This window comes from Bacillus sp. FSL K6-1560 (assembly GCF_038592935.1).
Lineage (GTDB): Bacteria > Bacillota > Bacilli > Bacillales > Bacillaceae > Bacillus > Bacillus subtilis.
In genome coordinates, this window is the sequence record NZ_CP151946.1 from 3,992,249 (window position 1) to 4,010,882 (window position 18,634).

Sequence of the window (18,634 nt, forward strand, 5' to 3'; positions counted from 1 at the left end):
GCGTTTTTTATATCTTGGGCCATTTTTATCTACTCCCGTTTAGCAATCTTGATAACTACACTATAACCTCATAAATAGAAAAAAATAAGGTGGTTAGAATGTAATAGCAAGATAACAAAATGAGTAAAGATGATTATGTGATAAACTAATTTCAACCAGCGTGAGTTTTCTTATAATTATTTAAGATAAGGAGAAAGAAAAAGTGACATGGCATGAAGTCAATGATGTTATTGTCATTACATTACCTGAAATTTTCGACATGAATGCTAACCTTGGCTACCTAACCAGGGAAAAAAATGAATGCATGTATGAAATAGAGAACAATATCATTACAAAAGTTATAGCCATTGGGGAAATTCGGTCCTTAGTGCAGGTAAGCGTAATCAATAATAAACAAATGATTGTTCAATTCCTAAACGATTCTAGACCTGTTGAGCAGTGGAAACGGGAAGAGATTGTAAAATATATTCATGAATGGTTTGATCTTGATAACGATTTAACTCCATTTTATGAAATGGCAAAAGCAGATCCATTACTTAAAATGCCTGCCCGAAAATTTTATGGGTTGCGAGTGATCGGCATTCCCGATTTATTTGAAGCTTTATGTTGGGGAGTTTTAGGGCAACAAATTAACTTAGCCTTCGCGTACTCCTTAAAGAAGCAATTTGTAGAAGCATTTGGCGATTCTATTGAATGGAATGGTAAAAAGTATTGGGTGTTCCCACCGTACGAGCGAATTGCACGGTTAACCCCTACCGACCTGGCAGATATTAAAATGACGGTAAAAAAAAGTGAATATATCATTGGAATAGCCAGATTAATGGCAAGTGGAGAATTATCGAGGGAAAAATTAATGAAAATGAACTTTAAAGATGCTGAAAAAAACTTAATTAAAATACGAGGAATCGGTCCTTGGACAGCCAATTATGTTCTAATGCGCTGCCTTAGGTTCCCGACAGCTTTTCCAATCGATGATGTGGGTCTTATTCATTCGATAAAAATATTACGTAATATGAACCGAAAGCCTACGAAAGATGAAATCTTAGAAATATCGGTTCCATGGAAAGAATGGCAATCATACGCTACCTTTTATTTATGGCGTGTCCTTTACTGAATCATTTCAACTTTAACCGGAATGTACTCAATAAAAAAAGAATGAACTTTAAAACCTAATCCCACAAGTACATTGTAAGTGCGACTTCTAGAATTCTTTGCCCTTTATTAATTGTCAATAAAAAAACACGTTATCATTCCAATAGGCTCTCCGGTTTTCGGATTTCTAGCATGCTAAATTCCAACTGCTATCAAAAGCGTATCTTAATGAGGAACTGCTCTCTTATATCTGTATTAACATTAGAAAACTCAGTTAGGCAAAAGCAGTTTCTCTCCAAGTTTTAATGCCTTTTAACCTGATTGACCGATCTAATGAGGAAACATCTTAAATCTATAGCCATGGTCGATCGATAGTCGGGTCCTGTACCATCAACTTCTTTAATCCATTTTTCCACTGTAGACGTTCTTTCGCTTTTGGACATAAAAACACCCCTTTAGATAATCTTATCCAAAGGGGTTAAACATTTATTACTCCACAGTAACACTCTTCGCAAGGTTACGAGGTTTATCCACATCACAGCCGCGATGCAGTGCAGCATAGTAAGCGATCAGCTGCAATGGAACAACAGATACCAACGGAGCAAGCGCTGGGTTTACTTCCGGCAATACGAATCTGTCATCCGCATCGTCTAGGCCTTTCAGTGAGATGATGCATGTGTTTGCTCCGCGAGCGGCAACTTCTTTGACGTTTCCGCGGATGCTTAGGTTTACATGCTCTTGAGTTGCCAGTGCGAATACTGGTGTTCCTTGTTCGATCAAGGCAATCGTTCCGTGCTTTAGCTCACCGCCGGCAAAACCTTCTGCCTGGATGTAAGAAATCTCTTTCAGCTTCAGTGCGCCTTCGACACATACGAAGTAGTCAAGGCCGCGTCCGATGAAGAAAGCGTTTCTGGATACAGTCAGGTATTCACGGGCGATCATTTCCATTTCGTCTTTCTGGTCGCATAGAGCTTCCATTGCGTTTGCAGCGATACCGAGTTCTTTGACGAGGTCAAATCCGATATCGATGCCGTTTTTGTCAGCAGCCACAGAAGCAAGAACCGCAAGAACTGCGATTTGTGCAGTGTATGCTTTCGTTGACGCAACAGCGATCTCAGGGCCTGCATGAAGCAGCAATGTATAGTCAGCTTCACGAGAAAGCGTTGATCCAGGTACGTTTGTGATTGTCAGGGCTTTGTGTCCGAGCGCTTTGACTTGAACGAGTACCGCGCGGCTGTCTGCTGTTTCTCCGCTTTGAGAAAGGAAAATGAAGAGCGGTTTCTTAGACAGAAGCGGCATGTTGTAGGAGAATTCACTCGCTACATGCACTTCAACCGGGACGTTTGCCCACATTTCAATATATTGTTTACCGACAAGTCCTGCATGGTAGCTTGTTCCGCAGCCAATGATATAGATGCGGTCCGCTTCCGCTACAGCGGCAGCGATATCGCCAGGCACAGACAGCTTGCCGTTTTCATCTTGATACGTTTGGATGATTTTGCGCATAACAACAGGCTGCTCATCCGTTTCTTTCAACATGTAGTGAGGGTACGTGCCTTTTTCGATATCACTGGCATCAAGCTCAGCAATATAAGACGCACGTGTAATCACGTCACCATCAAGGTTTTTGATGACAACTTGGTCATCAGTGACGATAACCATTTCTTTATCCATCAGCTCTACGTATTCGTTGGTTACTTGAAGCATCGCCATCGCATCAGATGCTACGACGTTGAATGTATCTCCAAGACCTACTAATAGAGGGCTTTTGTTTTTCGCTACAAAAATCGTTTCTCTGTTGTCGTTATCGAATAAAGCAATTGCATAAGAGCCTTTTAACAGTGTAAGTGTTTTGCGGAACGCTTCTTCTGTCTCAAGTCCTCCATTGACGAATTGCTCGATTACTTGAACGACTACTTCTGTATCGGTGTCACTTTTGAGCTCTACATCTTGCAAATACTCTTGCTTCAGCTGAACATAGTTCTCGATCACGCCGTTGTGAACAAGTGTAAAGCGGCCCAGTGCGCTTTGATGCGGGTGAGCGTTCAGATAGCTTGGTTCGCCGTGTGTAGCCCAGCGAGTATGCCCAATTCCGGCTTTCGCTTCTACATTGGCATCCACAACTTCACGAAGATCTGCAATGCGTCCTTTTTCTTTGAACACATGGATTCCCTGTTCGTTGGCAACAGCAATACCAGCAGAGTCATAGCCGCGATACTCAAGCTTTTCTAACCCTTTTAACAAAATTTCCTTCGCATCAAGCTGACCGATATAACCTACGATTCCACACATATTTTTCTTCCTCCTAAGATTGTAAAAGGAGACGAAGAAAGTCAAATTTCAAGGGGACTTTCAATCGTCCCCTCCTACATGTTTTTTGGAAGATCATGTGATTTCTCTTTGTTCAAGGAGTCACCCCCTTGGTTTGAAGAAATCCTTACGGCTGTGATCTGCATACTCAGCCGGGAGGCATCCGCCGAAAATTCGATAACCTCCATCCTCGTCAACTAAGCCTTTTTCCGGGCGCTTAGTTCGGGCGCTATAATTATAGGTAAAGCAATAATCCCGTCTTCTGTTCCTATTGAGAAAATAAGAACAAGACAAGCTTGATTTTACAACATGTGGCATAAACGGTCAATTGTTTTTTAAACAACTTTGCCGTATGTCTCACAATTATCTTATGTAAACCTCGCTTGTCTTGTTCACTCTCTGATAATAGACTTCGTTACTCTAATCCCATTTCTGACCGGACGACTTCAACAATGCGATTGACATACTCATCGCACAGCTCTTTCGTCTTCGCTTCAGCCATGACACGGACGAGCGGTTCAGTTCCTGAAGGGCGCACCAAAATCCGGCCGTCGCCGTTCATTTCTTTTTCAACTTCAGAAATAATTGCTTTTACTTTTTCATTTTCTTCAACTTTATATTTATCAGTCACTCTCACATTGACTAACAGTTGCGGGAACTTCTGCATTTCAACTGCAAGCTCTGACAGCGGCTTGCCTGTTGCTTTCAAAGTGTTCATCAGCATAATAGCAGACAATAATCCGTCCCCTGTCGTGTTGTAATCAAGGAAAATAAGATGTCCTGACTGCTCTCCGCCGACGTTATAGCCGTCTTTTTTCATTGCTTCTACTACGTAGCGGTCGCCGACAGCTGTCTGTACGCTTTTGATGCCTTCTTTTTCGAGCGCCTTATAGAAGCCGAGGTTGCTCATCACGGTTGAAACCACTGTATCATCCTTTAAACGGCCCTCTGATTTCAGATGTTTTGAGCATATGTACATGATTTGGTCGCCGTCTACAATATTTCCTTTTTCATCGACAGCAATCAGGCGGTCGCCGTCACCGTCGAACGCAAGACCGAGATCCGCGTTTTTCTCTTTGACAAACGCGCTGAGCGCTTCGGGATGAGTCGAACCGACGCCGTCATTAATGTTTAATCCGTTCGGGGAAGTCCCCATTGTAGAAACATCTGCATCTAAATCAGCAAACAGGTGTGTCGCCAAGGATGACGTTGCGCCATGGGCACAGTCCAATGCCACATGAATGCCTGTGAAATCTTCATCAGCTGTCTGTTTTAAGAATTGCAGATATTTTTGTCCGCCTTCAAAATAATCGTTTACAAGTCCAAGGTCTGCTCCGACAGGTCTTGGCAGCTTATCCTCAGGTTCGTCCATCAGGCGCTCAATTTCAGCCTCCTGTTCATCAGAAAGCTTAAATCCATCTCCCCCAAAGAATTTGATGCCGTTATCCTGCACTGGGTTATGAGAAGCGGAAATCATGACGCCCGCCTCTGCATCCATCGCTTTTGTCAAATAAGATACACCTGGTGTAGAAATGACACCTAGGCGCATGACTTCTGCGCCAATGGATAAAAGTCCGGCGACAAGGGCTCCCTCCAGCATATGGCCGGAGATGCGTGTATCGCGGCCTATCAGCACTTTTGGACGTTGTTTGTCTTTTGTCAGCACATAACCGCCGAAACGTCCGACTTTAAAGGCCAGCTCAGGTGTAAGCTCACTATTGGCGACACCTCTTACACCGTCTGTTCCAAAATACTTGCCCATTTTATAATCGCTCCTTTTTTATTCCGATGAGGATGAATTCGCAGTGGATTCATCCTCATCCTGATCTTGGTTTTGATCTTTATTTTCGTCTTGGTTTTGATCGTTGCTGTTTTTATCAGTGTTCTTTGTATCTTCTTGCTGATTGTTCTTTTGATCATTTGTTTGTTTATCTGTGTGATCCTGGTTCCCTGATGTATTGCTGCTGTTATCATTCGTTGATGTATTGCTTTTCTTAGACGTCAGCTTGATTTTGGCGTTTTTCCGCCCCAAGGACCAAGTTACATTCTGTGGCCCGTTCACTTCAAGCTTCACGCTATGCTCCCCGTCCTCTAAATCTGAAACATTCACATACAATTCAATATCTGATTTTTTCAGTTTATTTATATTCGTGGGAGAGCCTTTAGCCGTTACATCTATCGCTTGTGATTCAGGATCAAGAAATTCAATGTTTTGTGAGCTGCTCAGCCCTACAGTCTTGATAGGGACATTCTCGAACTTCTGATCCGCTTCACTATCGACTTCTATATGCAAAGTCACCTTTGACGGTGAGATTTTTTTGACACCGTCAGGAAGCGGAATATCTGCCTCGATATCGGAATCCTTGTTAATTTTACTTAAATCTAAGCTGACGCCGTCAATAAATTCAAGAGAATCCAACACATCCTGTGAGCCGTAAACCGTTACCTCACTGGGGCTGGATTCAATATTCGCTATGCTGACACCGTCAGGAAGGCTTCCTGTCCGTTCAATTTTAAAGGGCACTTTTTTACTCGGGCTTGTCACCGGAACCGTAATCTTGATGACCGAGGGCTCCACGTCGACAGGAAGCGCGTTTCCGTCTTTATCATAGACAGTCACTTTCGCTTCCTTTTCAATCGTTTCATCTGCGTTTTCCAAATTCACTGAAGCTTTTACAAGAGAAATATTATCGATGACATTTTTCGATCCGGTAATCTGCACATTTTTCGGACTGACAATCGGCTGCTCCGGAGAATAGCCTTTTTTCATCTTGCTTTTGTTGTAGTACTCCACTTCTACGGGAAAACTTTTGGTCGTCCGTTCCTGAATGGTCACTGTCGTAACAGACGGATTAATTGAGATTGTCAGCCCATCCGACACGTTTTTGGCCTTAAGCTCAACCTTATGTGTGCCGGTTTTCAAATGTTCCATATCAGCATATATTTCAAAGTTTTTGGTCTGCCGAGCCTTTTTCACGGCGCTTGTCGAGCCTTTTATCGTGACATTAACCGTTTGCGGAACACCCGTCACGACGTAATTTTCATCATCATAATACGCTTTAACCGGAATATCAGTCAGAGTTGCTTCATCAGTTGTTGATGTCGGAAAGAAAGATTCACCCGGTTTTTTGGGAGTCGGTGCTTGGTTGCTGTTAACCGCCACATAAAGCAAGAGCGCGAAAAGCAGAGCAATGATTTTCACAGCCCAGCGGTTGTTTAAGAATTTATCCATTTTTCTTGCCCCTCCAATACCAGCGGTTAGAAGAAGTGTCTCTGGTGTTTTTCTTAAACTCGGCTTCAAGCATTTCTTTCAGCGCTTCTTCTGTAAGCTCTCTGTGAAGGTCGCCGTTCTTTGCCACACTGACGCCGCCGGTCTCTTCAGACACAATAATCGTCAAACTGTCTGTTACTTCACTGATACCGACAGCCGCTCTGTGCCGCGTGCCCAGTTCTTTTGAAATAAACGGGCTCTCAGAAAGCGGCAGATAACAGGCGGCCGCGGCAATTTCATTATTTTTCATAATCACCGCACCGTCATGAAGCGGGGTGTTTGGGATAAAAATATTGATCAGCAGCTCAGAGCTGACTTTGGCATTTAGTGGTATGCCAGTCTCAATATAATCCCCCATTCCAGTATCCCGCTCAATGGTCAGCAGGGCGCCTATACGGCGTTTCGCCATATAATTGATTGCTTTTGTAATGGCCTCAATCGTTTTCTGCTGCGCTTCTTCAACAGGCGTGCCGCTCCTCGAAAAAAAGCGGCCGCGGCCTAACTGTTCAAGCGCTCTTCTCAGCTCAGGCTGAAAAATAATAATAATTGCTAAAAATCCCCATGTTATCGCTTGGTCCATCAGCCATTGAAGTGTGCTGAGGCCCAAATATTGGCTGGCCATACGAACAAGCACGATGACTACAATTCCTTTTAACAGCTGAACCGCTTTCGTGCCGCGTATCACCATAATCAATTTATATATCACATACCAAACAAGGAGAATATCAACGGCATTGCCGAGGTACTGCAAAAAAGGGATATCCTCAAAAGCCATTTCCTCGTCCTCCAAGATTTCAGTCATTTCGTATTTTGTGTTTTACGTGTTACGCATATGTACTTTACATAGCGAGCCCATTATACCACATTTCGATTTAGCAAGTGAAATGTGCCAGCCCTCTCAGCCCGCAAAAAAAGAGCAAAGCGGCTAACGCGCTTTACTCTTCTCCCTTCGGACTGAATGCATCGAGTACACTTTTCCCCGCAGACTTCATCTTGTACCATGTCCAATCGAATAATTGATTGATTTCTTCAATCTGACCGGTGACTTGTCCAGCAGAGGCCATATACTTTTCGCCGTTTACGACGGTTACATCCCCGTCTATTTTGCCTTTAATAATCAGCTTGCCGTTTTTAACAGTGACATCACCTTTGACCGTCTCACCTTCTGGCACGGTCACAGTATGGTTATGAACCACAAGATTCGGCTGCTTGGACACGCTGAAATTGTGGTCATTATGCCAGCTGTTAAAAAAACCCCCGCCCATCAAAATGATGAATACCGCAGCAGCTGCGATAACGGGATGGGATCTGAACCATCTTTTTACAGAAGCTCTTTTCTTCTCCTTAGGCAATTTTGCCATGACATTAGCGGTAAAATCCGCGGGGGCTTCGACATGCGATGTGCTCCGTACGAGCGCTATGGATTTCTCCATCTCGTAAAAATGCTTTCTGCATTTCTCGCATGTCTCCAGATGTTTATTTAATACGTGTTCATCTTTTGGAAGGATATCTCCATCAAGATGCATATGCATAAGCTGCACAATTTGTTCAGGACAGCTCATTTCATCACCCCACTTAAAGATCCCTTAATTGTTTTCTAAGAGCCTCTCTGCCTCTGTGAATCCGCGTTTTCACAGTCCCCACAGGAATATTTAGAATCTCCCCGATTTCAATTAATGAGAGTTCGTCAATATACTTTAATACGATGACTGTTCTGTATTTGTCAGGAAGCTTTAAAATTTTCTGCTGTATCGTGTTTGAGAGCTCCAGCGACACAACTGCATCTTCAGGCAAAACACCATCTGCGGCGATTTGAGAATACATGGTCAAGCCTTCCGTACCAGCCACCTCTGCATCGAGGTAATAATCCGGCTTCTTTTTGCGAATGCGGTCAATGGTCAAATTGGTCGCGATTCGATAAAGCCAAGTTGAAAATTTCCGGTTAATATCAAAACTGTCGATATTAACGTACGCTCTGATGAAAGCTTCCTGTGCAATATCCTCCGCCTCATGCACATTGCCAAGCATACGGTAGCAAAGCTGATAAATTTTATCTTTGTAAATATCTACGATGTCCGCAAATGCATTCTGGTCGCCTTTTTTGACTTGTTTAATTCTTTTTTTAATCATCATTTCCATATTTATCTAACCTCTGCCTTCACCGGTCTGTATGTATACGAGCTTCGTTTCAAAAGGTTTCAATTTTTTTATAAAATAAGTTTATCAAATTTTTGGCAGGGTGTAGATGGTAATTCGTGAATAAACTACCTTAACATATTTTTAAAATTATTATACAGACTGAACAGTTAGAAGTTGGAATGATTTTTCCGAAAAGAAAAAAGACACCTTTTGATCAAAGGTGTCTGTGACTGGGCTAGCTGGATTCGAACCAACGCATGACGGAGTCAAAGTCCGTTGCCTTACCGCTTGGCTATAGCCCAATAATGGTGGAGGGGGGCAGATTCGAACTGCCGAACCCTGAGGGAGCGGATTTACAGTCCGCCGCGTTTAGCCACTTCGCTACCCCTCCACATAAAATTTTGAAAAAACAGTGCCGGCAAGAGGACTTGAACCCCCAACCTACTGATTACAAGTCAGTTGCTCTACCAATTGAGCTACACCGGCAAGATGGTGGAGGATGACGGGCTCGAACCGCCGACCCTCTGCTTGTAAGGCAGATGCTCTCCCAGCTGAGCTAATCCTCCAAATGGTGACCCGTACGGGATTCGAACCCGTGTTACCGCCGTGAAAGGGCGGTGTCTTAACCGCTTGACCAACGGGCCGTTGTGTTCTCGTCGAGCTGACAAAAGTTATTATATACAGGTCACCCCCTGTTTGTAAAGAGAAAAATTAAATTTTTTATTTTCAAACTTTTTAACTCCTTTTTTAACTGAAAAAGCCTCCCAACTAAAGCCATTTATTTTATGATAGAGACAAGCAAAGCAAGAGAGGAGAAACCAATATGATACTAGTCAGTTCTTGCCTTGGAGGCATTGAATGCAGATATAACGGCTCTCACGCAGCGTCGGAGAAAATCAGAAAACTAGTCGATGAAAAGAAAGCAGTCATGGCTTGCCCTGAACTTCTCGGCGGCTTCTCTACCCCACGCGAACCCGCAGAAATCATAGGAGGCACTGGCGAGGATGTCCTCAATGGAACAGCGAAAATCGTGACAGCTTCAGGAGAAGACGTCACAGAACTATATATGGAAGGCGCCGCGAAAACATTGGCTTACGCAAAAGAAATCAACGCTTCTGCCGTCATATTAAAAGAAAACAGTCCATCTTGCGGAAGCGGTTTTATCTATAACGGCACATTCTCTGGCAAAAAAATCACCGGCAGCGGAGTAACCGCCGCACTGTTAAAACAAGCGGGCTACCGCGTCATTTCGGAAAACGAGCTTAACGACATATTGTAAGGAGGCCACCCCATGACTCAAGACATTTCTTTATCCTTCTATAAGCCTGAACACTTGCCCGAGCTCCAATCATTCACGCTCACCAACGATGACAAACGCTTTACCTCCCTCCCGAAAGAGGTGCTGTCTCAGGCTCTGGGCATACAGGACCGATACCCGGTTGTCATCTTAAAAGACGACCTTCCAGTCGGTTTTTTCATTTTACATGCATCAAAAGAAACGCTTGCTTCCTATTCTAACAATCCATTTGCTTTACTGCTCAGCTCCCTGTCTTTAAACGCTGTGCATCACGGAAAAGGCTATGCGAAAAAAGCCATGCTTTTGCTTCCCGCTTTTGTGAGCGGATATTTTCCATGGTGCGACGAAATCATCTTGGCCGTCAATCATCTGAACATACGCGCAAAACACCTTTATATGAAAAGCGGGTTCCTTGATAAAGGACGGCGAAGAATCGGGCCGCTTGGAGAACAGTTGATCCTTCATCATTTCTTATAGTCTTAAGTGAAATAAAATTTCAAAAATTTAAAAACATAGTTGAAATATCATAACAGAAATGAATATACTGAATATTGAGATATATCATTTTAAAACAGGGGGCATCCTCATGTCAGAACCATTAAACCTTCACCGTCTCACAACGGAATCACGCAATAGCCAAACAGTTGAAATCCACAAAGCAAACACTCTCGGCATCCTTAAAATGATCAACAACGAAGATATGAAAGTCGCTGCAGCCGTTCAGGAGGTTCTCCCCGACATCAAAACAGCTGTAGACTGCGCATATGAATCGTTTCAAAATGGAGGCCGGCTCATATATACAGGCGCCGGCACAAGCGGCAGACTCGGCGTCATGGATGCTGTTGAATGTCCTCCCACCTACAGCGTAAGCCCAGATCAGGTCATCGGAATCATGGCTGGAGGCCCCGAAGCCTTTTTACAGGCAGCAGAGGGCATTGAAGACAGTGAAGAAGCAGGAGCTGAAGATTTAAGAAACATACAGCTCACTTCAAATGACACCGTCATTGCCATCGCAGCAAGCGGCCGCACACCCTACGCCGCAGGCGCCCTAAGATACGCCCGCAAAGTCGGAGCACACACCATCGCCCTTACTTGCAATGAAAATTCCGCCATCAGCAAGGATGCGGATCACAGCATTGAGGTTGTCGTCGGACCTGAGGCCATTACAGGATCAACACGTATGAAAGCCGCAACCGCTCATAAAATGATTCTAAACATGATATCTACCGCTGTAATGGTCAAAATCGGCAAGGTTTACGAAAACTTGATGGTAGACGTCAACGTCAGCAACAAAAAACTAAAAGAACGCGCCATCAGCATCATCCAAAGCCTTACAAACGCTTCATACGACACAGCCAGATACACTCTGGAACAAGCCGATCATCACGTTAAAACAGCAATCGTCATGCTCAAAACAAGCACAGATCAGAAACAAGCAAAGACATTACTCGATGAAGCAAACGGTTTCATTGACAAAGCAATCGAACATTACCATCCATGATAAGGAGAGAACTAGAATGGCCACAGGCGGTTTAGCGATCATCCAATCAATGAAGCATAAGCTCCCTCCATCCGAGCGCAAACTTGCAGATTATATCCTAGCCCATCCCCACAAAGCAATCGAAAGCACGGTCAACGAAATCAGCGCCTTAGCCAATTCAAGTGACGCTGCCGTCATCAGGCTCTGCAAATCACTCGGTTTAAAAGGATTTCAAGATTTAAAAATGAGAGTAGCAGGCGATCTGGCAAAGCCTACGTTTCAGGGCTACCGGGATATTGTTCCCCACGAGCCGCTGCCCTCCATTTCCGAAAAAACGGCCGGCAATGCCATTCAAGCCATTCAGGATACTTCAGACCTGATGGACTACAAAGAGCTTGAACGAGCGGTTTCTCTGCTTCTCAAAGCTCATACTGTGCATTTTATCGGCCTCGGGGCTTCCGGCATTGTCGCCAAGGACGCCCAGCAAAAGTGGCTTCGCATTCATAAACAAGCAACTGCGTTTACAGACACTCATCTTGTGGCATCTTTAATCGCAAATGCAGATAAAGACGACATCGTATTCGCCATTTCGTTTTCAGGAGAGACACAAGAAATCGTTGAACTGTTCGCCATGGCTAAGGAAAAAGGCATTACAACGATCAGCATCACACAATTCAGTCAGACATCCGTCTCCGCACTGGCTGATGTCCCTTTGTATACAGCCCATTCCAATGAAGCCTTGATTCGAAGTGCGGCCACTTCCTCCCGCCTCGCCCAGCTTTTTATAATTGATGTTTTGTTTTTAGGCATGGCGGCTGAGCAGTATGAAACGACAACCGGTTATATCGATAAAACGAGAGCAGCCATCCAATCTATGAGAAAAAAATAAGGCATCTTGAAGGGGAGGGGTTTTAATGAGCAAAGAAAATAACTACCATCATCTCGCACAGAAAATCCTTGAGCTATGCGGAGGAAAATCCAATATTTCTTCATATACGCATTGCATGACACGCCTGCGCATTACGCCTTACGATGAAAGCAAAGCAGATGCTCAGGGTTTAAGAAAGCTTGACGGCGTATTGGGGGTCGTTGAAGCTGAAACGTTACAAATTATCCTCGGCACAGGAGTCGTCAATCATGTTACAGCTGCTTTCTCAAAGCTCGTGTCAGCAGAAGAAGGTGCCGATGTCAAAGAAGCAGCGGCCAAAAAGAAAGCCGATATCAATCGAAAAAACGCCACTCCTTTTAAACTTTTCTTACGTAAAATTGCCAGCATTTTTATCCCTCTTATTCCCGCTCTAGTCGCTTCCGGTTTAATTACTGGGATTACCAAAGCAATTATTCAAGCAGGCTGGCTCTCTGCAGACTCACAAATTGCGGTTATCCTGACAGTCATCGGATCAGGGCTGTTCACTTATCTCGGCATTCTCGTCGGTATTAACGCTTCGAAAGAATTTGGCGGGACACCCGCACTTGGGGCTTTGGCCGGGATCTTGATTATCAATCCGGAGATCGCAAAAATCAGTTTATTTGGAGAAGAGCTTCTCCCAGGCAGGGGAGGTCTGATCGGCGTCCTTTTCGCAGCCATATTCATTGCTTACACCGAACAATTTATTCGCCGTTTTATCCCTCAATCACTCGATATCATTGTCACACCCACCGTTTCACTGTTAATCACCGGAATCGTAACGTATGTCGTATTTATGCCTTTAGGCGGATTCATTTCTGATGCCATTACATCCGGCCTTCTGTCCATCCTGGACATCGGCGGCATCGCTGCGGGCTTTATTCTGGGCGCAACCTTCCTTCCTCTCGTAGTAACCGGACTGCATCAAGGCTTGACGCCTGTGCACATGGAACTGATCAATTCAATTGGCAATGATCCTCTGCTCCCTATTTTGGCTATGGGAGGTGCAGGACAGGTAGGCGCGGCCTTTGCCATTTTCGTGAAGACGAAAAAAACAACACTGAGGAAAGCAATCGCCGGCGGGCTTCCATCGGGACTGCTCGGCATTGGTGAACCGCTTATTTTCGGAGTCACGCTGCCGCTTGGCCGTCCGTTTTTAACAGCATGTTTAGGAGCTGGAATCGGCGGCGCCTTTCAAGCTTATTTTCAAGTAGCCACCATTGCGATTGGTGTCTCCGGACTGCCGCTTTCTTTTCTAGTCCTGCCTTCGCAAATCATCCTGTATATCGTTGGGCTCTTTATTTCCTACGCGGCCGGCTTTTTATTGACCTATGCATTCGGATATAAAGATGAAATGGCTTCTCAGTTCGATTAAATTGTTTCTGTATTAGGGATAGTAAACGGGATAGAAGCACAGAAAGGGGCTAGCCTGTGAAAACAAAGACACTGTTCATATTCAGTGCCATTTTAACCCTATCGATATTCGCGCCAAATGAAACCTTCGCACAAACAGCAGACAACTTGGTTGAGCCGAAAACCATAAATGCAGAAACTGCACAATTCTCCACGAAGAAGCTAAGGAAGGTAGATCAGATGATAGAACGGGATATTGCAGCAGGATTTCCAGGCGCCGTTCTTGTGGTGGTGAAGGATGGACGCATCATAAAAAAAGCAGCATACGGCTACAGTAAAAAGTACGAAGGATCAGAACTGCTGCGCCGTCCGGCCAAAATGAAAACCCGCACGATGTTTGACTTAGCCTCAAATACAAAAATGTACGCAACAAATTTTGCATTGCAGCGCTTAGTCAGCCAAGGAAAACTTGACGTCTATGAAAAAGTTTCTGCATATTTGCCGGGTTTCAAGGATCAGCCGGGTGACCTCATAAAAGGAAAAGACAAGATACGTGTCATCGATGTCCTCCAGCACCAATCAGGGCTCCCATCAAGCTTTTACTTTTACACGCCGGAAAAAGCCGGCAAGTACTATTCCCAGGAACGGGACAAAACGATTGAATATTTGACGAAAATTCCGCTCGATTACCAAACTGGGACAAAGCACGTATACAGTGACATTGGATATATGCTACTCGGATGTATTGTCGAAAAACTCACCGGCAAACCGCTTGATGTCTACACGGAGCAAGAGCTCTACAAACCGCTCAGGCTGAAGCATACCTTGTACAATCCGCTGCAAAAGGGCTTTAAACCGAAACAGTTCGCAGCTACTGAACGCATGGGCAATACACGTGACGGCGTTATTCAATTCCCTAACATCCGCACAAACACGCTGCAAGGAGAGGTGCATGACGAAAAAGCGTTTTACTCAATGGATGGCGTGTCTGGGCATGCCGGATTGTTCTCAAATGCAGATGATATGGCCATACTGCTGCAAGTCATGTTAAACAAAGGTTCATACCGAAACATTTCTTTATTTGATCAGAAAACAGCCGACCTGTTTAAAGCACCTTCAGCAACAGACCCGACATTCGCTCTTGGCTGGAGGCGGAACGGAAGTAAAAGCATGGAATGGATGTTTGGCCCTCATGCCAGTGAAAATGCTTACGGGCATACCGGCTGGACAGGGACAGTTACAATTATTGATCCAGCATACAATTTAGGCATCGCATTGTTAACAAATAAAAAGCATACACCAGTTATTGATCCGGAAGAAAATCCAAACGTCTTTGAGGGTGATCAATTTGCAACAGGCAGTTATGGAAGTGTCATAACCGCGATTTATGAAGCGATGGAGTGAATGATTAGACGATAGGAGGAAGTTTCTATGAGACCTGTCTTTCCGCTTATCCTTTCAGCCGTTCTCTTTCTTTCATGCTTTTTCGGGGCCAGACAGACAGAAGCCTCTGCATCAAAACGTTCAATCGATGCCAATCAGATTGTCAATCGTATGTCGTTAGATGAAAAACTCGGCCAGATGCTGATGCCTGATTTTAGAAATTGGCAAAAGGAAGGCGAGTCCTCTCCGCAAGCCCTTACAGAAATGAATGATGAAGTCGCCAGCCTCGTCAAGAAATATCAATTCGGAGGCATCATCCTTTTTGCAGAAAATGTAAAAACAACAAAACAAACTGTCCAACTGACAGACGATTACCAAAAGGCAAGTCCAAAAATCCCGCTCATGCTGAGTATTGATCAGGAAGGCGGCATTGTAACGAGGTTAGGGGAGGGCACTAATTTCCCAGGGAATATGGCACTGGGCGCAGCCAGAAGCAGAATCAATGCGTATCAGACCGGCAGCATCATCGGGAAAGAGCTCTCTGCCTTAGGCATCAATACAGATTTCAGCCCTGTCGTGGACATTAACAATAATCCCGATAATCCTGTAATCGGCGTACGGTCATTCAGCTCCAATCGAGAACTGACATCACGCCTCGGTTTATATACGATGAAAGGGTTGCAGCGGCAGGATATCGCCTCTGCCCTCAAACATTTCCCGGGACATGGAGACACGGACGTTGACAGCCATTATGGACTGCCGCTCGTTTCCCATGGCCAAGAACGGCTTCGTGAGGTCGAGCTTTATCCTTTCCAAAAAGCAATTGATGCTGGTGCTGATATGGTGATGACAGCCCATGTTCAATTCCCTGCCTTCGACGACACCATATACAAAAGCAAACTCGATGGATCGGACATTTTGGTTCCAGCTACACTTTCAAAAAAAGTGATGACAGGTCTTCTTCGTCAGGAAATGGGCTTTAATGGTGTGATCGTTACCGATGCACTCAATATGAAGGCAATCGCAGATCATTTCGGACAGGAAGAGGCTGTGGTCATGGCCGTAAAAGCTGGTGTCGATATTGCATTAATGCCAGCCTCAGTCACTTCATTGAAAGAAGAGCAGAAATTCGCACGTGTTATTCAAGCTTTGAAAGAAGCCGTGAAAAACGGGGATATTCCTGAACAACAAATCAACAATTCAGTTGAAAGAATCATTTCCCTGAAAATAAAACGCGGCATGTATCCAGCGCGAAACAGCGACAGTACAAAAGAAAAAATAGCCAAAGCCCAAAAAATCGTAGGAAGCAAGCAGCACCTGAAAGCAGAGAAAAAAATAGCTGAAAAAGCAGTAACTGTATTAAAAAATGAACAGCACACTTTGCCGTTCAAGCCTAAAAAAGGCAGCCGAATCTTAATTGTGGCACCTTACGAAGAACAAACTGCTTCAATCGAACAAACCATTCACGATCTCATCAAGCGGAAGAAAATCAAACCCGTATCCCTCAGCAAAATGAACTTTGCCAACCAAGTATTTAAGGCCGAGCATGAAAAACAAGTAAAAGAGGCTGATTATATCATTACCGGCTCCTATGTCGTCAAAAATGACCCTGTCGTCAACGACGGTGTCATCGACGACACAATATCAGATTCAAGCAAATGGGCCACCGTGTTTCCGAGAGCTGTCATGAAAGCCGCACTGCAGCACAACAAACCATTTGTCTTAATGAGCCTGCGCAACCCCTATGACGCAGCCAATTTCGAAGAAGCAAAGGCACTGATTGCAGTCTATGGCTTTAAAGGATACGCAAATGGCCGTTATCTTCAACCTAATATTCCGGCCGGAGTGATGGCGATATTCGGTCAGGCAAAACCTAAAGGCACACTTCCAGTTGACATTCCGTCAGTCACGAAACCAGGGAACACCCTTTACCCATTTGGCTACGGATTAAATATCAAAACGGGAAGACCGCTTTAATAAGGAGGGACACATGAGAAAAACAATATTCGCTTTTCTGACAGGGCTCATGATATTCGGAACGATAACCGCTGCCTCTGCTTCACCCGATTCAAAGAATCAAACGGCTAAAAAACCTAAAGTCCAGACTGGGATAGACACGCTCTTGCCAGACTATAAAAAACAGCTCAAGGGAAAACGCATCGGACTGATCACCAATCCAACCGGAGTAAACGCATCTCTGAAAAGCAGTGTCGATATTCTTTACGAGAACCCAGATATCAAACTGACAGCTTTATTCGGCCCTGAACACGGCGTCCGCGGTGACGCCCAGGCTGGAGACGAAGTAGGCTCTTACATTGACGAAAAAACCGGGGTTCCCGTATACAGCCTCTACGGAAAAACGAAAAAACCGACTCCAGAAATGCTGAAAAATGTCGATATTCTAATGTTTGACATTCAGGATGTCGGGACCCGTTTCTACACGTACATTTATACAATGGCATACGCAATGGAAGCCGCTAAAGAAAACGGCATTCCATTTATGGTGCTGGACCGTCCGAATCCTCAAGGAGGGAATCATATTGAAGGACCAATCTTAGAACCTGAATACGCCTCATTTGTCGGATTGTATCCCATTCCATTGAAGCATGGGATGACGATAGGCGAATTGGCTTTACTGTTCAACAAAGAATTTAGTATTAATGCCGATCTTACAGTGGTAAAAATGAAACACTGGAAGCGAAAACTGGATTTTGACGATACCCGATTGCCTTTCGTCCTCCCTTCGCCTAACATGCCGACGGTGGAAAGCACATTTGTTTATCCTGCAACCGGGCTGATTGAAGGAACAAATATATCCGAAGGGCGAGGGACAACAAAGCCATTCGAATTGATCGGAGCTCCCTTTATCAAAAGCACAGAACTTGAAGAAACATTAAACAGCCTCCATTTGCCGGGCGTTACATTTAGGGCAGCATCCTTCACACCGACGTTTTCTAAACATCAAGGAACGCTTTGCCACGGTGTGCAGCTCTATGTGACAGACAGAGATAAGTTTGAAGCCGTTAAAACGGGTCTTTCAGTCATTAAAACCATACACGATCTCTATCCTGAGGATTTTGAGTTCCTGTCAACAGGTTCATTCGATAAACTGGCAGGCAACGGCTGGATCAGGACAAAAATTAAAAATGGAACTTCGATTGAGAACATCATAAACAGCTATGAAAAAACACTCCAACAATTCAGCAAAACAAGAAAAAAATATCTCATTTATTAGAACGTAAGCATCGTATGTTACACGTGTAACATATTCTTACCGAACGAAAGACCCTTACTTTTACACATGTGTAAGGGTTTTTTTCATTCTAAAAACCCACCAGCTTTATATAGGAAAACTTTCATTTATTTGGTACAATTTTTATTGAAAATGATTATCAGTTGAAA

The 18,634-nt window shown here is 44.3% G+C and carries 16 protein-coding genes and 5 tRNA genes; 9 read left to right on the forward strand and 12 right to left on the reverse strand.

Annotated elements, in window-relative coordinates; genetic code table 11:
• The first annotated feature begins 202 nt into the window (after nucleotides 1-202).
• Nucleotides 203-1,114 (forward strand): DNA-3-methyladenine glycosidase II, encoded by a 912-nt coding sequence (gene alkA / locus NYE22_RS21110; RefSeq protein ID WP_003234926.1) that lies wholly within the window; start codon nucleotides 203-205, stop codon nucleotides 1,112-1,114.
• Nucleotides 1,115-1,394: 280 nt separating this feature from the next.
• On the opposite strand, the gene NYE22_RS21115 is transcribed toward alkA, so the two are convergent.
• The 12 genes from NYE22_RS21115 to NYE22_RS21170 form a co-directional block, all read right to left on the reverse strand.
• On the reverse strand, nucleotides 1,395-1,535 hold the full coding sequence (locus tag NYE22_RS21115; protein WP_020861257.1) for a hypothetical protein: 141 nt from the start codon (nucleotides 1,533-1,535) through the stop codon (nucleotides 1,395-1,397).
• Between the two features lie 46 nt (nucleotides 1,536-1,581).
• Entirely contained in the window at nucleotides 1,582-3,384 is a 1,803-nt protein-coding gene (glmS, locus tag NYE22_RS21120) for a glutamine--fructose-6-phosphate transaminase (isomerizing) (RefSeq protein ID WP_015252962.1), read from the reverse strand.
• A gap of 433 nt (nucleotides 3,385-3,817) precedes the next feature.
• Complete coding sequence (glmM, locus tag NYE22_RS21125) at nucleotides 3,818-5,164, reverse strand: phosphoglucosamine mutase (RefSeq protein ID WP_342412124.1); 1,347 nt, start codon at nucleotides 5,162-5,164, stop codon at nucleotides 3,818-3,820.
• Nucleotides 5,165-5,182: 18 nt separating this feature from the next.
• Nucleotides 5,183-6,634, reverse strand: coding sequence for a CdaA regulatory protein CdaR (gene cdaR, locus NYE22_RS21130; RefSeq protein ID WP_015715137.1), 1,452 nt, complete (start codon nucleotides 6,632-6,634; stop codon nucleotides 5,183-5,185).
• Entirely contained in the window at nucleotides 6,627-7,448 is an 822-nt protein-coding gene (gene cdaA / locus NYE22_RS21135; RefSeq protein ID WP_003223651.1) for a diadenylate cyclase CdaA, read from the reverse strand. Before cdaA ends, cdaR begins: the two co-directional genes overlap by 8 nt.
• Before the next feature lie 160 nt (nucleotides 7,449-7,608).
• Nucleotides 7,609-8,235: an anti-sigma-W factor RsiW gene (rsiW, locus tag NYE22_RS21140; protein ID WP_038428286.1), complete on the reverse strand. Its 627-nt coding sequence runs from the start codon at nucleotides 8,233-8,235 to the stop codon at nucleotides 7,609-7,611.
• Between the two features lie 13 nt (nucleotides 8,236-8,248).
• Entirely contained in the window at nucleotides 8,249-8,812 is a 564-nt protein-coding gene (gene sigW, locus NYE22_RS21145; protein WP_014478649.1) for an RNA polymerase sigma factor SigW, read from the reverse strand.
• Nucleotides 8,813-9,042: 230 nt separating this feature from the next.
• Nucleotides 9,043-9,114: transfer RNA gene (locus NYE22_RS21150), tRNA-Gln, on the reverse strand.
• Nucleotides 9,115-9,118: 4 nt separating this feature from the next.
• Nucleotides 9,119-9,203: transfer RNA gene (locus tag NYE22_RS21155), tRNA-Tyr, on the reverse strand.
• Between the two features lie 22 nt (nucleotides 9,204-9,225).
• Nucleotides 9,226-9,298, reverse strand: a tRNA-Thr gene (locus NYE22_RS21160).
• Between the two features lie 4 nt (nucleotides 9,299-9,302).
• Nucleotides 9,303-9,378 (reverse strand) — tRNA-Val (locus NYE22_RS21165).
• 3 nt (nucleotides 9,379-9,381) lie between these two features.
• Nucleotides 9,382-9,456 (reverse strand) — tRNA-Glu (locus tag NYE22_RS21170).
• 179 nt (nucleotides 9,457-9,635) lie between these two features.
• On the opposite strand from NYE22_RS21170, the gene NYE22_RS21175 reads away from it, so the two are divergent.
• The 8 genes from NYE22_RS21175 to NYE22_RS21210 all read left to right on the forward strand — a co-directional run bounded on the left by NYE22_RS21175 (nucleotide 9,636) and on the right by NYE22_RS21210 (nucleotide 18,467).
• Entirely contained in the window at nucleotides 9,636-10,091 is a 456-nt protein-coding gene (locus NYE22_RS21175; protein WP_003234960.1) for a DUF523 domain-containing protein, read from the forward strand.
• A gap of 12 nt (nucleotides 10,092-10,103) precedes the next feature.
• A complete protein-coding gene (locus NYE22_RS21180; protein ID WP_014475628.1) occupies nucleotides 10,104-10,586 on the forward strand; it encodes a GNAT family protein in 483 nt (160 codons plus the stop codon).
• Between the two features lie 109 nt (nucleotides 10,587-10,695).
• Entirely contained in the window at nucleotides 10,696-11,610 is a 915-nt protein-coding gene (gene murQ / locus NYE22_RS21185) for an N-acetylmuramic acid 6-phosphate etherase (RefSeq protein WP_017694928.1), read from the forward strand.
• Nucleotides 11,611-11,626: 16 nt separating this feature from the next.
• Nucleotides 11,627-12,478, forward strand: coding sequence for a MurR/RpiR family transcriptional regulator (locus NYE22_RS21190; protein WP_021481935.1), 852 nt, complete (start codon nucleotides 11,627-11,629; stop codon nucleotides 12,476-12,478).
• A gap of 25 nt (nucleotides 12,479-12,503) precedes the next feature.
• Nucleotides 12,504-13,871 (forward strand): PTS transporter subunit EIIC, encoded by a 1,368-nt coding sequence (locus tag NYE22_RS21195; RefSeq protein WP_342412125.1) that lies wholly within the window; start codon nucleotides 12,504-12,506, stop codon nucleotides 13,869-13,871.
• 56 nt (nucleotides 13,872-13,927) lie between these two features.
• The gene (gene amiE / locus NYE22_RS21200; RefSeq protein WP_038827952.1) at nucleotides 13,928-15,253 is read left to right on the forward strand and encodes an N-acetylmuramoyl-L-alanine amidase; all 1,326 of its coding nucleotides are present in this window, start codon (nucleotides 13,928-13,930) and stop codon (nucleotides 15,251-15,253) included.
• Nucleotides 15,254-15,280: 27 nt separating this feature from the next.
• Entirely contained in the window at nucleotides 15,281-17,209 is a 1,929-nt protein-coding gene (nagZ, locus tag NYE22_RS21205) for a beta-N-acetylhexosaminidase (protein WP_165634625.1), read from the forward strand.
• A 13-nt stretch (nucleotides 17,210-17,222) separates the two neighbouring features.
• Nucleotides 17,223-18,467 (forward strand): exo-beta-N-acetylmuramidase NamZ domain-containing protein, encoded by a 1,245-nt coding sequence (locus NYE22_RS21210; RefSeq protein WP_342412126.1) that lies wholly within the window; start codon nucleotides 17,223-17,225, stop codon nucleotides 18,465-18,467.
• Nucleotides 18,468-18,634 lie beyond the last annotated feature (167 nt).